Raw genomic sequence first — 15,581 nt, forward strand, 5'->3', positions numbered from 1 at the left:
AGGGGCAGCCTGTTCATGTCAACAGGACTGCCAGCAACCCCGAAATCACAATTCCGTCAAAAGTACCGGCCCCGCCGATGCTGGCCACTCCCACCTGCACTTTACGAATTTTATTCAGATTCATCAGATCAGCTCCGATCACCGGCCCCAGCACTCCTGCACAGAATGCAACCGGAGGTGCCATATCAGGCGCTAGAAATAATGCTGTCAGAGCTGCCACAGGGCCTGGAACAAACGTTGGCATCACCACTCCCACATTTTCTACTGGGCGAGCACTCCAGAAGCAGACAGCCACATTGACGACCACCGCAGTTACCAATGGCAACAGGACCTCCGGTCCGGCAGCTATAATGCGCATGATCTCGTAAACCACCAGCAACATGGGAATGACAAAGCCCCCCACATTCACCGCGATGATCCGTTCAGTGACCTGCCGCTCCAACTGGGGTAAATAACGCTCGGCACGCCAAACATCCAGAAGATGGCGCGTTAACGGCTGCTCCACCGATTCCCGCAATACTGGGATATTGAGCAGTGAGCCGACAAACATGAAAAACACCACCCAAGGCGCGAGCAGTGGGTCAATCCCGAGCTTACCCAGAGCAATGGTCATAATATCCAGAAACAGGAACGGCAGCAGAAACAGAAGCAACAGCACTATGAATGGGAACAGGCCTAAGGGCATTGCGGGTAAACCTCTGGGGGTCCGCCTGAGCTTTTTCGACTATCTGGACTATTCAGGCACTCTTTCATTATTTGAGCCTTTTGAAGACAGCCATTTCTTTGGCGTTCTGGGCTTCTTTGCCTTCTTTGACGCCTTTTATCTTCAGGACGACTAAAGGCCATCTGCATTCTCGCCAGGGTGAAAACGGTAATGTCCGGTAATGGTGTAGTTGAACAACATGTCCTCCAGCACAGGCCCGCGACCAATGTTGTGCACAATCATCGGTTGACCACTCAGCGGATGCCGCTCGTTCGTAACAATACCGATGTGCGGAAGATTACCCGGTAGCATCCAGGTGACCAGATCCCCAGGCTGATAATCTTCAGCAGAATCACTGGTGCCCAACTTCTGCCCATGACGGCTGAAGAATGTCTGCAGATTCGGCACCCGTCGATGATCAATATTGGTATCAGGACGGGTAAGTCCCCAGATCCTGCGAGAAGGATACTGCTCAAAGTTTGCCTTCATGTCTTCATGCACCAGCTGCTGCAGATCAATTCCCAGTGCACGATAACTGCGGATCACCACATCCGTGCAAACCCCTTGATCAGCGGGAACATCCCCATTTGGGTAGGCGATTGAAAGATAGGTTCCGTCATAACGCACTTGATGGCGGGTCCGTTCCAGTGCGGCAGTGATGAGGTCGTCTTCAAAAGATGCCAACCCGCTGGCAGACCAGAGCAGGCAGCTCATGGAAATCATCAACGTCGTTGCCGGGAGACAGTGACGCAACCTGCCTTGCGGCTTTTCTAACAGGAACATGGGCCTCCCCTTTTTCGTGGGTGCACTTTTTCGTGGGTAAACATTTTCGCGTGTACTCTTTTTCGTGGGTACACATTTTCGCGTGTACTCTTTTTCGTGGGTACACATTTTCGCAGGTGCACTTTTTCCCGAGTGCTCTTTTTCCCGAATACTCTCCCGCGGCTAACATCGCTTTACGGCGGTACCGACGCAAACCAGACTTTGGTTCAGGGTATACAATGAGTGACCAGGTGAACAGCGTTACTGCATTACCTCGGGGCCATGATCCATTTGGAAGAATTCAAAGAAATGGTATCGGGTCTGATCCGGATGAATGAATCTTGAATATTGAGTGAAATCCACGGTTTTCCAATATTCAGGTGAGACCTTGTGGATAATACTCTCCACATTGTCGGACGTTGCCAGCGACATGGGGGACTTGATGATCACGCCCATTGAAGACGCAAAATCGACTCCGTGAAAGTAATCGAATAACAAGATGGTGGCCCACCCGGCTTCGGTAAAATGTCCTCCCAGGCTTAACGCAAGATCTCCCTCTTTAACGGCCTGTAAACCGGCATCGGACCAATCAATTCCTGCATAGATGATCGGTGCTTTTGGGGCAATTGATCTGGCGGCTAACGCCATGAGGTCACTGGCCGACCAGACCACTTGCAATGAAGGGTAGCGTTCCAGCATGGTCGGCATGCGAGAGGTCACCCCGTCCCACAGCCAATTGGTATTCAACAGACGCTTCAGATCCAACTGTCCCGGATGTTCATCCAAAAAACTATACAATCCCTGCTGCCTGTCCAGCGCGGCCATGGAATCCAGCGCGCCGTTAATGGCCAACAAGCTGTAGTTGTTTCCTGCCGGCCAGATTTGCCGGGCCTTTTTCAGTAGTTCATCGGCGACCACGTATCCGGCTTTGACATCATCTGGATACATATGCCCAAGCCAATTGGGAAAGCGCTCAGATCTCGGTCCCCCGACCCATTCCAGCTCCCGCTCATGAACCCGGGTATTAATCAGGAAAACGGGGATACCCTTGTCACGAGATAGTTCGAGCAACTTTTCCGTAATGGTAATGAAGTAGCCCATAATCAGGGCTTTTGGAGGCTTTTCGCGCAATAATGCCTGCTGTCCCAGCTCCAGCACGGTGAAGCGCTGGTCATCACCCGCCAGAACTTCAAGCCCGATACCCAGGTCTCCAGCTACCTGGCCAGCGAATTCTGCCGTCTTCCCCCAAAACCAATTATCCATCGGTGAAGGCGAGATATAGGTAATGTAGTCTGATGTTTGAAATGGTGATGGTTGAAGCGGTAATGGCTGATGCTGAGATGATTGCAGCGGCGAAGACTTCTCCTCATCACCATAGGCAATACCTGATAACGACACCGTGTAGACCAGCACCGCCAGCAAATATTTACAGAAGGTCGATGTCAGACTCATACTCCACTCACATCGGGATAGTTCTTATTAATCTTGGTTGAAATCTACTCACTTGCAAAAAAATCTCCGGAGCAGAGACAAACCAGATAAGAGGATTTTTGCTATACGACGCGAAAATTCATACATTTAGCCCGGTAACCACAACAACAAGAGTATTCTGCAGACTCAATGGCGACGATTAATGAAGTATCGGCACTGGCACAAGTGTCCATATCCACTGTATCCAGGGTGATCAACAATACTGCTCCGGTCAAGGAAAGCACACGTAAGCGGGTATTTGATGCCATGCGGGAGCTGGGCTATCAGCCCAATCTTTTCGCCCAGGGACTGGTGACCAACCGTACCCGAAATATCTCTCTGGTGTTAACCGACCTCACCAGCGCCTACTTCGGGCCTCTGATCAAGACCCTTGAACGCACTCTGCGGACGGCACGTTACAATCTGACGGTCTCCATAGAAAACCTGAGCTACGAAGAAATGCGCGACACCTTTCAGTCCCAGGTAAGCCGACGTAGTGACGCCGTCATCCTGTTCCCCCATTGTCTGACGGACGAAGAAATACTGACCCTGAAGGAAGAAGGTCCTCCAATGGTGCTGCTGAACCGTTTCCTGCCGCAATTGGAGGCCCAATGCATAGTGGTGGATAATGCACTGGGCAGCCGCCTGGCCGTGGAACACCTGATTCAAAACGGTCACCGCGATATCGCCTGTATCAGCGGCATTATGCAGAATAAAGAAGCTCAGGACCGGGTATCAGGATATCGCCAATGCCTGAAACAGCATCGAATTCGCTACCGTAGCAATATCGTCGTGGAAGGCGGTTTTAGCGTCCATGGGGGGTATGAGGCAGCCAGTCGGCTGATCGCTGGAAAACAACCCTTTTCCGCCATTTTCGCCTGTAATGACCAAATGGCCGCCGGCGCGATGAAAGCTCTGCGTGAACACCGGATTCGGGTTCCGGAGGACGTCTCGCTGGTTGGATTTGATGACGTGGAATACGCTGGTCTGTTATCTCCTGCACTAACCACCGTTCGTCAGCCGGTAGAGGAAATGGGCCGCAGGGCCGCAGAATTGGCCATTTCACTAAGTGAAGGTCGTCCCCTGCCATCCACCTTTGAGATGTTTGCACCAACACTGGTCGTTCGGGAGTCTGTGGCAGCCGATAACCGATAACCGATAACCGCGCATAGTCCACCCGGCGCGATGCGGTTCAATGTTACGCGGCTCAATATCATTTCTTGCCGAGGCCTTGAGGGGTCGGCCGAAAGACTTTGAAAGATAATCTTAAGAGTTTGTTACAAAATTTCATCTTGCTGATTCTATGAGCCTTTTTCAGAAAACCATCCCACCTCTGGCCCCATCTTTCCAGTTGCAGCGTTGACCTTCCACTGCTTTGGCTTCATTTTATGAAAACGCTTTCATAGTCGCACAAAATCATCATTTGAATGACTTTCTCGCATTGGTCCATCGATCAGATGTCACTTATTTGATATTGCCATGCCACAAAATGAAAGCGCTTTCACCCTGTTAAGAAGTCGGGGTTCGTTGACGTTTCATCCAACGCTAAGAATAAAAAAGGGAACACTTTATGCCTGACCTAAAACCGATAAGAAGCCTCATGCAGCCATGCTTTTTGCTGGCCTTTTTCTTATGCCTTACCTTGCTCGGCTGTAAGTATGAAGCAGGAAAGGATTATTTCGATCGCTATACCGACTGGCCACGAATCCAAAGCCGCATCCCCACAGATCCGGCCATGGAAGCCCGTATCCAGGAGCTGATCGCACAAATGACTCTGGAGGAAAAAGTCGGCCAGATGATCCAGGGCGAACTGCAGCATGTCACCCCTGAAGATGTCCGCAATTACCATCTTGGCTCCGTGCTCAACGGTGGAGGCTCCTGGCCTGACACCAACAAATACGCCACCGCCCAGGACTGGCTGGACATTGCGGATGCGCTCTGGGAAGCCTCCATGGATGATTCCGATGGCCACGTGGCCATTCCTATCATCTGGGGTACAGATGCCGTGCACGGACACAGTAACGTGGTAGGCGCCACCCTGTTTCCTCACAATATCGGTCTGGGAGCAGCCAACGATCCCAAACTGATCCGCAAAATCGGACGCGTTACCGCTCAAGAGGTCGCTGTGACCGGTATCGACTGGACCTTCGCTCCGACTCTCGCCGTCGTCCAGGATGACCGCTGGGGCCGGACTTACGAAGGCTATTCCGAAGACGGCAGAATTGTTTTCAACTATGGCGGGGAAATGGTTCGGGGCCTGCAGGGAGATTTCGGCGAGGATCACGTGGTAGCCACCGCCAAACATTTCATCGGTGACGGCGGAACCCTGAACGGAAATGACCAGGGCGATACCCAGGTGGATGAGAATACGCTGATCAACCTCCATGCCCAAGGTTACTACTCTGCCCTTCGCGCCGGAGTACAAACCGTCATGGCCAGCTTCAATAGCTGGAATGGCGAGAAAATGCATGGGAACGGCTATCTGCTGAATGATGTTCTCAAAGGCAAGATGGGGTTTGACGGGCTGATCGTCTCCGACTGGAACGGCATCGGACAAGTCGATGGGTGTAGTGATACCGACTGCATCCAAGCCATCAACGCCGGGATCGACCTGTTCATGGTGCCTTATGCCAATGACTGGAAAGCGTTTTACCAGAACACGCTGAATGCGGTGAATAATGGCGATATCAGCATGGACAGAATCAACGATGCGGTATCCAGAATTCTGCGGGTAAAACTGCGTGCCGGATTGTTCGAGAAGCCCAAACCTTCCGAACGTCAACTGGCCGGAAAAGAAGAATTGCTGGGTTCCAGCGAACATCGCAAGGTGGCTCGCGAGGCGGTACGCAAATCCCTCGTTCTGCTGAAAAACCATGACGACCTGCTGCCATTGAGCAGAGATACCCGCGTCCTGGTGGCAGGAAAAAGTGCCAATAGTCTGTCCAATCAAAGTGGGGGCTGGACCATCTCCTGGCAGGGGACCTCACTGGACGAAGAGAAAGATTTTCCGGGGGCCACCTCTATTCTCCAGGGTATCCAGCAGGTTGCGGACAACGTGACCTTTGATGAAAGCGGATTAACGGCAGATCCCAACCAGCATGATGTGGCCATCGTCGTCATTGGCGAAACACCTTACGCTGAAGGTCTGGGAGATCTGGAAGGCGCCAAAACTCTGGAGCATGCCCGCAACTACCCCGAAGACCTGGCCACCATTGAAGCGATTAAAGCGGCCGGTGTCCCCGTGGTAACCCTGTTTGTCTCCGGTCGTCCGCTGTATACAAACAAAGAACTTAATCAGTCTGATGCCTTTGTCGCCGCCTGGTTGCCCGGCAGCGAAGGTGAAGGTATTGCCGATGTCCTTTTCCGCAACAACCATGGACGCGTTAATCACGACTTCAAAGGCAGACTGTCTTATTCCTGGCCGGCTGCGCCCTGCCATACACCGGTCAACAAAGGCGATGATGATTACGCGCCGCTGTTCCCGTTTGGTTACGGCCTGAGCTATGAGGATACCGACACTCTGGGTAACGACCTGCCGGAAGAAGAAAGGAACTACGGATGCACGCAATCTGAACCGGGCACCGGAGACACCACAGACGAACCACTGAACCTGTTCGTTAACGGCTCCAACCAGGACAACTGGGTCATGCGCATCGGTGCTCCTTCTAACTGGGGCGGCAAGGAAGTGAGCATGGATCCTGCCGTCACCACCGCCATTGATGGTGGAGAAGTTGAAGTCAGTACTGAAGACGGAATCATCCAGTTCAGTGCCAAGCGAGTCAAATGGGCCGATGTGGGCCAGGTGTACATGCAGGCATCTGAGGTGAATCTGGGACAGGATCTGACCACCTACTACAACTCAAAAACTTCCGTCAGCTTCCGGGTGAAAGTCAATGAAGCGCCTACCGGTGATGTGACCCTTTCTGCCCATTGCATCTATCCCTGTCTTGGAGAGGTTAATATCGGCGATACGTTGAAAGCCCTTCCTGTCGGAGAATGGCAGACCATTAATGTCCCTCTGGTCTGTCTGGTGAATGATGGTTTGGATTACTCCTATGTGAATACCCCCTTCCTGATCTATTCAAGCAGTACCGCAGACATCTCCCTGGAAGAAATCACCTGGGCGCCCAACACAGCACCTGACGAAGTGGACTGCAGCGATCTTGCACCGGACACCCTGACATTGACGGGTCCCACCGATCTGTATATCGACGGAATGGAAAATACGGATATTTTCAATGATCCAGGCGTATGGGCTGTATCCAGTTGGGAGCCTTATACGGAGGACCCGAGCTTTGTCACCCTGGACTCGGCTTATGACGACGGTGGCAATATCGTAGTGGATGCCACATACGGCAACCCTGCCGCTGAACACGTTGCCAAAGGCGTTGTCCTCTTTAAACCGAAAGCGACTCTGGATGCCAGTGCCACCACTAAAGTCAGTTTCGATATTAAAGTGAAAGACTTTGCCAGCAGCACCGGCATCATCGCCAAGGTTGTCTGTGACGGCGAGTGCGGTACCGGCGACATTGTGGTCCTGGACAATCTGTCTGACCTGGATGTCTGGCATCACGTGGACATTGTCTTTGCGGATTATCCTGAGCTGGACGCCGGCAAAGTCACTTCAGCTTTGGAAGTCCTGCCGATATGGGATTCAGAAATGCGCAACGTCCATTTCCAATTGGATAACATTCGATTTGAATAGCAAGATTTGAAAAGCCTTTAACAAGCTAAAACACGGGGCGGGTCTGCAAACCCGCTCCGTTCAGTCTGCCCCCTAGGCGAAATCCGGGCTCCAGTCATTTATCCAACTACCGTGAAAGCCATAGGGTACCCTCTGTGGAATATGTATCCTGGCCACCGGTCCATCCGCGATATTCATGGCATCAAGAATCCATAAATCACTCTTGTCATGGTCCTGGTCATAGCCGTAGGACAATAAATAACCCTCACCTTCATGCTCGCCGACCGGCACGAAGACCGGTTCACCAAACAACACGTCATGCTCGGGTCTGTAGGTCTCCATCTGTCCCGTCCGATGATCAAAACGACTCAAAGAATCAAAGAGGTATTGGGGCAAGCGATCATTCACGGTTGAAGCAAGATAACAGTATCGGTACGGCGCCGCTGACCAACGCTCATCGATTCTCGGAAATTCTACATTCAGATGACTCAGACGCTCTCTTTGCAGCGTGCCGCTTTCCAGATCCAGAGTGACCCGATTCAGCGAATTCAGATAGGTAATACTGTCATCCTCAAATGCCCGGGCACCTTCCGGAAGGTCATCCATCATCACCATATCCAGAATAATTCGTCCTTGTTTTTCGTAGGCATTGACGGTGTGCATCCCCAGAGTCGCAGAGTCTCGAAAGACACGAACCACCTCCCCGTTGTTCCTATCGAGAACGTAGTAATAGCTGCCCAGTTCCGGTTCCCATTTATAGAGGCGTTCGCCACGCTGCACTCTCTCCATCGACCAGGTTAGCGGATATATAGGAAATACCGCGTAATGCTGGGTGATGGCAAAATCGTGCATCAATGCCCGATAGGGAGGCCGAAAACTGGCAATCGACTTGGCGACGCCTGCCGGATTCAGCATCAGGTAATCGATCATCCCATTCGGCGTGATATAGGAAAAACCGTGCAGCTCCCCCGTGCGTGGATCCAGTTTAGGGTGGGCAGTGAAGGTCATTTTCACCGTCCCCCCAAAATTGTCGAGGGTCCCCTCTCCTGTCGCAGGATTCGTCACCACAAACGGCATCGAGCCTTCATTCAACGCCAACAGTCGACCGGCATGTTTCAGCACATGGGTATTCGCCGTAAATGGAGGAACATGCCCAAAGGCCGGATCAACGGCCAATGCATCTCTCATTCCTGGAAAAACAGCTCTACCCTGCTCCTTCTCACACATAAATCTCGGCGTGCGGATAAAACGGTTCAGATAACTGGCTCTGCCATCCACCAGACTCAGTGCATGCAACATGCCGTCACCGCTATACATATGATAATTGTCCGACCAGACGAACTGCGGGTTCGGACCGTTGCGGAGAAAGCAGCCATTGAGTTCCCTGGGGATTTCACCGGAAACATCGAGCCCGGTCAGCAGGATTTCCTCGTGCTGTGCCTTGAATACGCCGTTGAGGAATGGATTGGTTGCTGCAACTGTCATGACTGCACCTCCCCAGCCCCACTCACTGGTACTTGTGTCGGCCTCGACATCTGCCCCTCCACCCACTGGTCAAGCAGGGCCAGCCAGGATTTTTTATCCAGCGGTCGAACCAGGTCGTAACCAATTTGTTTCCATTCAGGGGCTTGCGGATCAAAGCCAAAGAGCTGGATATAGGCGTCTTCACACACATAGTACTGGCGCATGGAGCCTTTTTTATAGGGCAACAGATACCCATGATGGAGATTCAGATGGTTTTTGGCATCGTCATAATTGGCATACCAGTGGTTGAGATATCCCCCCACATAGTGAGCCGCAATATCTTCCATCACGCTGGCTTCGTAGGCCGACTTGAACGTCGCCCATTGTTCGAATCCCTGCTCGATGGCAATGATATTCAGACAGTGCTTAAGCTGAATCTGTGCTTGCCAGTTTGATGACAAGTGGGACGCATCACTGGATGAAAGACGAGACGCACGATTGGATGAATCCTGGGACGACAAATGGAACGAAGAGGAATTGAGTTGCTCTACACGTTTGAGCGCTTGAGGATCTCCATGTCGGATTTCCTTCAACAGAATGGCCGCCTGATGGCGATAACGGGTAAGGCTTAGTCGCTTCATAAAATGCACCTTCTACACAGCCACCCACAACACTGTCTGGTCCATTTTACTGGATAGTCTATAAATTTTAAGGAATAGCGAGGTGAGATGCTCTTTTGTGGGTACAGGCGTCCTCGAAAGCCTGCTGCCCATACTAAACTCTCAACTCAGCAAGTCAAGCAGAGAACGCCTGGTTAATAAAATGCTGAGAAAAGGTTAAGAGAAACTTGAGGAAATATTCGGGGAATCACAAACCCGGATTATAGATGCCCGGACTGCCTGGAGATAATTTCCGCCAGAATGGAAATGGCGATTTCCGGCGGCGTCCGCCCACCGATATTCAGGCCGATGGGGCCTTTAATCCGGGCAATTTGCTGGTCATTTGCTCCACTTTCTTTCAGCCACTCGCAACGCAGCGCCTGACTACGAAGACTGCCCAGTGCACCAACGTAAAAACAATCGCTGTTAATCAGATGCTGCAGTATGGGACCTTCCCATTCATGATCGTGGAACAGCAACGCAGCCGCAGTCCATGGATCGCACCAGGCAGGATCAAATAAATCCGGCCGGCTCAGAGGGATATATCCTTTCTCCTCATCCTGCACATCCACTGCATCCGGCGTCACTGCCAATACTTCAAATCCGACCGCCGGAGCGAGGTTGACCAGCTGACGAAAAATCTCACCTCGACCAAATGCCAGTACGCGGGTGGTGGGACGGTATACCCGATTCAACGTATCACGACTGATGTGGGTAGCCACGTCCGGCTGATCATGACAGGGTTCCAGTTGCAGATATTGCTCAGGGTTTGCCTGTACCGACGTTGCAGCTTCCACGTCCACACACAGCATGACAGGCTCCCGGCGTTGCTGATACTGGAGAACTGCCTTGAGTATTGCCGAACTGATGCCCACATCAATCAACACATCGATCCCCGAGCCGCAAGGCAGGCGAATATCAAAATATGGGGAGTCCTTACCGTATCGCAGCTTCCGGTTACGGCCATCTGACAGTGCCGCCAGGGTTTCGTGAACCAGGGCGGCTTCAACGCACCCACCGGAAATCAGCCCCACATATCTGCCGTCTTCACGCACAGCCATCTGGCTGCCTAACGGCCTGGGAGATGAGCCGTCTATCCCCACCAGTGTCACCAGTGCCACGCGATATCCCTCAGCCGACCAACGGCAGGCATCAGGAATCACGTTTTCCACAAAGCTGGGGGTAGACAGGCTCATAGCATTACCATCCGTCCGGGTATCTATTCAATTTACGGTCAGGCCGTTATGTCTCAATGCAACCAAGCCGTTATGTCTCAATGCAACCAAGCCGTTATGTCTCTATACGATCAAGCCGTTAGAGCTCTATACGATCAGGCCATCGAAGGGCAGCTTACGCGGCATTTTGCCTGTCGCGGCAAATAGCGCATTAGCCACAGCAGGAGCGACGACGGGCGTGCCCGGCTCACCTACGCCTGTTGGTGGTTCTGCCGATTTCACGATGTGCACATCAATGTCCGGCATCTGGTTAATTCGCAACACCCGATAGTTATGGAAGTTCGACTGCTGCACTTCACCATCCTGCAAAGTGATTTCACTCATCAATGCCGGAGACAAGCCGTATCCGATGCCGCCCTCCATTTGCGCTTTGATAATATCCGGGTTGATCGCCAGGCCACAATCCACGGCACAAGTGATTTTGCGAATCCGGTATTGGTTATTGCCGGCTTCTTCAATTTCTGCGACCTGGGCCACATAAGAATTGAAAGACTCGTGCACAGCAATGCCCCTGAAACGCCCTTTCGGCAGAGGCGTACCCCAACCGGCTTTTTCAGCCGCCAGTTTCATTACCCCCAAATGACGGGGATGTTCCTTCAGCAAATGCTCACGATAGGCCACCGGATCTTTGCCAGCCGCTTTGGCCAGTTCATCAATAAAGGTTTCTGTGGAATAGGCATTGTGCGTAGAGCCCACTGACCGCCACCAGAGCACCGGGACACCATCTTTCACTGTATGCAGGTCAACCTTAAGGTTGGCCACGTGATAAGGCAGGTTAGACGCCCCTTCCACAGAGGTAGGATCGATCCCATTCTGCATCATGCCCGCAAAAGCAGTACCGGAAATAATCGACTGGCCGACAATACGGTGCCGCCAGGCCTTCGGGTAACCTTCATCATCCAGAGAGGCTGACAGCTGATGGACATACATGGGACGGTAGTACCAACCCCGGGTGTCGTCCTCGCGGCTCCATACCAGTTTGATCGGCACTGCCTTGGTATAAGCCTTGGCGATCTGTGCGGCTTCCAGCACATAATCAGAATGGGCGTTGGCACGACGGCCGAAACTGCCGCCGGCGAACAGCATATTGATTTTCACCTGCTCCGGCTGAATACCGAACAAGCCCGCCACCTGCATCTGGTCACCCGTTTGCAGCTGGGCTCCATACCACATTTCCACCCCGTCCGGGCGGCGTTGAATCACACAGTTCATGGGTTCCATGGCGGCATGCGCCAGAAACGGAAATTCATAAATCGCATCAAAGCGAACGTCCGATTGAGCATACTCGGCATCAAAGTCGCCGTTATTGACGACAGAGGTTCCCGGTTGTTCCAGCTGTGATTTGTAGCTCTTCAGTATGTCACTGGAGCTCTTACTGAACGCTTGACTGTTATCCCAGCTGATTTTGAGGGCATCACGACCCTTCTTGGCCGACCAGAAGTCATTGGCCAGCACGGCCACTCCGGCATCGATGGTCAGTACCTCCACCACACCGGGCACACTCTTCGCCGCGGATGCATCCACACTCTGCACCCGACCACCGGCTTTCGGTGGGTGTGCGATCAATGCTGTCAGCATGCCGGGGAACTGAATATCCTGGGTGAAGATAGCCTTACCGGATGTCTTACCCGTATCTTTACGCACCACCGGCTGGCCAATCAATTTGAACGCTTCCGGTGTTTTAAGCGTTACCTTTTCCGGTACTACTTGCGCGGCGGCAAGTTCAGCTATGTCACCGAAACTGATTTTACTGGATGATGACTTGTGATGGAGAACACCGGATTCCACGGTAATTTCACCAGCAGGTACTTTCCATAGCGAAGCGGCAGCGGCGACCAACATGGCGCGGGCCTTGGCTCCCGCCTCGCGCATCTGCATGAAAGAATTGGCCATCGCAGTACTGCCACCAGTGCCTTGGAATGGCCCCCAGAGCAGATTGTTATAGCGCTTGGGATCTGCCTCAGATCCTTCCACCTTAACCTGTGACCAATCTGCATCCAGTTCTTCTGTCAACAATGTGGCCAACCCGGTATAGGTTCCCTGCCCCATTTCAATATGCTTGCTGATAATGGTGACGGTATTATCCGGGCTGACACGGACAAAAGCGTTGGGAGAAAATTCATCTGCGGCCGCATTTCCTACTGTTTTTCCCGGTCCGGATTCAGAGGCACCCGCCACAGAAGGAAGCGTCAGGGCCAGAGTCAGTCCGGCGCCTCCGTGGGTCGTCTTACGAATAAATGCGCGACGGCTGATGTGATTATTGAGCATGGTCATGACGGCGCTTCTCCTTACGCGATTTTGGCGGCAGCATCTTTGATGGCAGCACGGATACGGACATAGGTGGAGCAACGGCAAATGTTACCGGCCATAAAATCATCAATATCCTTATCACTGGGATTGGCGTTGTTTTCCAGCAAGGCGACGGCTGACATAATTTGCCCGGACTGACAGTATCCGCACTGCACTACAGCCCCTTCATCCCAACTGGTTTGAACCGCTTTGGCGACCTGTGACTGTAATCCTTCAATGGTTGTGATGTTCTGTCCTTTGACGGTTCCCACTGGCGTAACACAAGAGCGAATAGCGTTGCCGTCCAGATGAACAGTGCAGGCACCACATTGGGCCATTCCGCAGCCAAACTTGGTTCCCGTCAGATGAAGGTGATCACGAATAGCCCACAACAATGGCATGTCTTCCGGCACATCCAGTGAGTGTTTCTCGCCGTTAATCGTCAGCTCGATTCCCATAGTATTCCCCTGCAGAGTATTCTGTTTGTTAATATTGCCGGGTCATGACGGCGATCTCAGATCATGACAGCTACTCAGGCCATGGCAGCTATCTCTGGTCATGACAACTATCTCTGGTCATGACAACTATCTCTGGTCATGACAACTAACTCGGGCCATGACACTACCTGTTGAAGTGTTCGATACCGCTACCAGTGTGTTTGATCCCGTGTAGCGTGTCCGATCCAGCGACAGTGATAGGAAAACTCCGATTGGAGCCACCCTTCCCCAGCTCTATCATTCTAGATTCCGGCTTGTATAACCGGCTATGCCATTTCTACGGCAAAGTTGCTCAAAACTCCGAACATCAACCTGTAGTACACCCGGCTTCCGAAAAACGATCATACTGCCAATATCCCGGTTGCCCTGACCTGAAGGGTTCGATAGTCTCTCAGATCAGAGTCTGAAAATATGATCAGAAATATGGAACAAACGGCTATCAACAAGTTCTGCCGCCGGAAGGAATTACCCTTCCTGGAAGCACGCTATGCCCTCAACAGTGATGCCTGCTACCAGAAACACAGCCACCCGACTTTCTCCATCGGGGTGGTGGAACGGGGCACCAGCCGCCATTACCAGACAGGACAGACACACCGAATCGGCCCCGGTGCCGTGGCAATCACCAATGCCGAAGTGGTACATAACTGCAACCCGGATATGAGTCGGCGATGGAGCTATCATATGCTCCACCTGGACACCGACTGGCTTGACTCCCTTGCCGGACAGATGCAGGAGGTCCACGGTATCTCCCCCCCCGACACCTCTCACCTGCCGGCGGTGCTTTATGATATTGAACTGTATAACGACATTGTTGAGGTCAACCGGGATATGCAAGGTAAAGGCTCCACCCTGGAGATAGAGTCCCGATTGACCACCATGATGAGCAGGCTGTTACATCAGGCCGGTCATCTGGACAGTCATGATCCGATTCCCCGAAGCCATCCCGCGGTCAAAAGAGTACGTGAATTCCTGCATGACAGTGAGGAGATGGCTGCCACCCTGGATGAGCTGGCCAATATCGCTCAACTCAGTCCCTATCATCTGATCCGCCTGTTTCGTCAGGAAGTGGGACTGACACCCCATGCCTATCAGATCAATATCAGAGTCAATCGCGCCAAACAGCTATTACGGCAGCAGAAACCACTCGCTCAGATCGCCCAGGAAACCGCCTTCAGCGACCAGGCTCATTTCCAGCGCTGCTTCAAACGACATACCGCCATGACGCCTGCGCAATATCAAAAAGATTGAATCGCAATTTTTTTCAATACCCGAGGGCCGGACTGACATTAAATGGAGCACCGATCACTTCAGGAGTGCAACCAAAATGACTGACTCGATTCACTATTACCTGGCGCAGATCAACGTAGGTCAGCTGCTGGCACCACAGGATGATCCGCGTCTGGTGGAATTTATCGATAACCTTGATCGAATTAACTCTCTGGCCGAACAATCACCGGGATTTATCTGGCGTCTGAAAGATGATTCCGGCAATGCCATGTCATTCCAGGTCTTTGATAATCCACAGGTCATATCCAACATTTCCGTCTGGAAGGATATCGAATCCCTGCGAACGTTTGTCTACGACACCCAACATCTGGAATTTGTGAAACGCCGAAAAGAGTGGTTCGAACTGATGAAACGCCCACAAGTGGCGTTATGGTGGGTCCCCGCCAATCACAGGCCCACACTTAAAGAGGGAGCACATAAGCTGGAAATATTGGAGACACGGGGTCCATCTCCAGAAGCGTTCACCTTTGCCCAGAATTACCCCATTCCTGAAGAAAGCCCTATGTGCTATCCACGCTGAAAACTCCAGGC

The 15,581-nt window shown here is 52.3% G+C and carries 13 protein-coding genes; 5 read left to right on the forward strand and 8 right to left on the reverse strand.

The features are described 5' to 3' along the window. Nucleotides 1-13 precede the first annotated feature (13 nt). Nucleotides 14-685, reverse strand: coding sequence for a DUF1614 domain-containing protein (locus BTA51_RS20070; RefSeq protein WP_094710548.1), 672 nt, complete (start codon nucleotides 683-685; stop codon nucleotides 14-16). Between BTA51_RS20070 and BTA51_RS20075 the strand changes: the two genes are divergently transcribed. Beyond that, complete coding sequence (locus BTA51_RS20075) at nucleotides 660-839, forward strand: hypothetical protein (RefSeq protein WP_094710549.1); 180 nt, start codon at nucleotides 660-662, stop codon at nucleotides 837-839. The two genes, BTA51_RS20070 and BTA51_RS20075, sit on opposite strands and share 26 nt — an antisense overlap. On the opposite strand, the gene BTA51_RS20080 is transcribed toward BTA51_RS20075, so the two are convergent. Both BTA51_RS20080 and BTA51_RS20085 read right to left on the reverse strand, forming a co-directional pair. Next, nucleotides 836-1,486, reverse strand: coding sequence for a DUF1287 domain-containing protein (locus tag BTA51_RS20080; RefSeq protein WP_246841107.1), 651 nt, complete (start codon nucleotides 1,484-1,486; stop codon nucleotides 836-838). The two genes, BTA51_RS20075 and BTA51_RS20080, sit on opposite strands and share 4 nt — an antisense overlap. A gap of 240 nt (nucleotides 1,487-1,726) precedes the next feature. Continuing rightward, on the reverse strand, nucleotides 1,727-2,917 hold the full coding sequence (locus BTA51_RS20085) for an ABC transporter substrate-binding protein (protein WP_094710551.1): 1,191 nt from the start codon (nucleotides 2,915-2,917) through the stop codon (nucleotides 1,727-1,729). Nucleotides 2,918-3,085: 168 nt separating this feature from the next. On the opposite strand from BTA51_RS20085, the gene BTA51_RS20090 reads away from it, so the two are divergent. Together BTA51_RS20090 and BTA51_RS20095 are read left to right on the forward strand one after the other, a co-directional pair. Then, complete coding sequence (locus BTA51_RS20090; protein WP_094710553.1) at nucleotides 3,086-4,090, forward strand: LacI family DNA-binding transcriptional regulator; 1,005 nt, start codon at nucleotides 3,086-3,088, stop codon at nucleotides 4,088-4,090. Between the two features lie 415 nt (nucleotides 4,091-4,505). Further along, nucleotides 4,506-7,640, forward strand: coding sequence for a glycoside hydrolase family 3 protein (locus BTA51_RS20095; protein ID WP_094710555.1), 3,135 nt, complete (start codon nucleotides 4,506-4,508; stop codon nucleotides 7,638-7,640). A 72-nt stretch (nucleotides 7,641-7,712) separates the two neighbouring features. Here the strand turns inward: BTA51_RS20095 and BTA51_RS20100 are convergent, their stop codons facing one another. The 5 genes from BTA51_RS20100 to BTA51_RS20120 all read right to left on the reverse strand — a co-directional run bounded on the left by BTA51_RS20100 (nucleotide 7,713) and on the right by BTA51_RS20120 (nucleotide 13,724). Beyond that, nucleotides 7,713-9,104 (reverse strand): carotenoid oxygenase family protein, encoded by a 1,392-nt coding sequence (locus BTA51_RS20100; RefSeq protein ID WP_094710557.1) that lies wholly within the window; start codon nucleotides 9,102-9,104, stop codon nucleotides 7,713-7,715. After that, nucleotides 9,101-9,724, reverse strand: coding sequence for a hypothetical protein (locus BTA51_RS20105; RefSeq protein WP_094710559.1), 624 nt, complete (start codon nucleotides 9,722-9,724; stop codon nucleotides 9,101-9,103). The genes BTA51_RS20100 and BTA51_RS20105 overlap by 4 nt, the downstream gene beginning before the upstream one ends. 239 nt (nucleotides 9,725-9,963) lie before the next feature. Next, a complete protein-coding gene (locus BTA51_RS20110) occupies nucleotides 9,964-10,938 on the reverse strand; it encodes an XdhC family protein (RefSeq protein ID WP_168188232.1) in 975 nt (324 codons plus the stop codon). Between the two features lie 126 nt (nucleotides 10,939-11,064). Then, nucleotides 11,065-13,251: a xanthine dehydrogenase family protein molybdopterin-binding subunit gene (locus tag BTA51_RS20115; protein WP_094710561.1), complete on the reverse strand. Its 2,187-nt coding sequence runs from the start codon at nucleotides 13,249-13,251 to the stop codon at nucleotides 11,065-11,067. A 14-nt stretch (nucleotides 13,252-13,265) separates the two neighbouring features. Next, nucleotides 13,266-13,724, reverse strand: a complete 459-nt coding sequence (locus BTA51_RS20120; protein ID WP_094710563.1) for a (2Fe-2S)-binding protein — start codon at nucleotides 13,722-13,724, stop codon at nucleotides 13,266-13,268. A 450-nt stretch (nucleotides 13,725-14,174) separates the two neighbouring features. Here BTA51_RS20120 and BTA51_RS20125 point away from each other — a divergent pair, with 450 nt between their 5' ends. Both BTA51_RS20125 and BTA51_RS20130 read left to right on the forward strand, forming a co-directional pair. Continuing rightward, nucleotides 14,175-15,011: an AraC family transcriptional regulator gene (locus BTA51_RS20125; protein WP_094710565.1), complete on the forward strand. Its 837-nt coding sequence runs from the start codon at nucleotides 14,175-14,177 to the stop codon at nucleotides 15,009-15,011. 76 nt (nucleotides 15,012-15,087) lie between these two features. Further along, nucleotides 15,088-15,570 (forward strand): DUF3291 domain-containing protein, encoded by a 483-nt coding sequence (locus BTA51_RS20130; protein ID WP_094710567.1) that lies wholly within the window; start codon nucleotides 15,088-15,090, stop codon nucleotides 15,568-15,570. Nucleotides 15,571-15,581: the final 11 nt, after the last annotated feature.

It is taken from the genome of Hahella sp. CCB-MM4, from assembly GCF_002260525.1.
Classification (GTDB): domain Bacteria; phylum Pseudomonadota; class Gammaproteobacteria; order Pseudomonadales; family Oleiphilaceae; genus Hahella.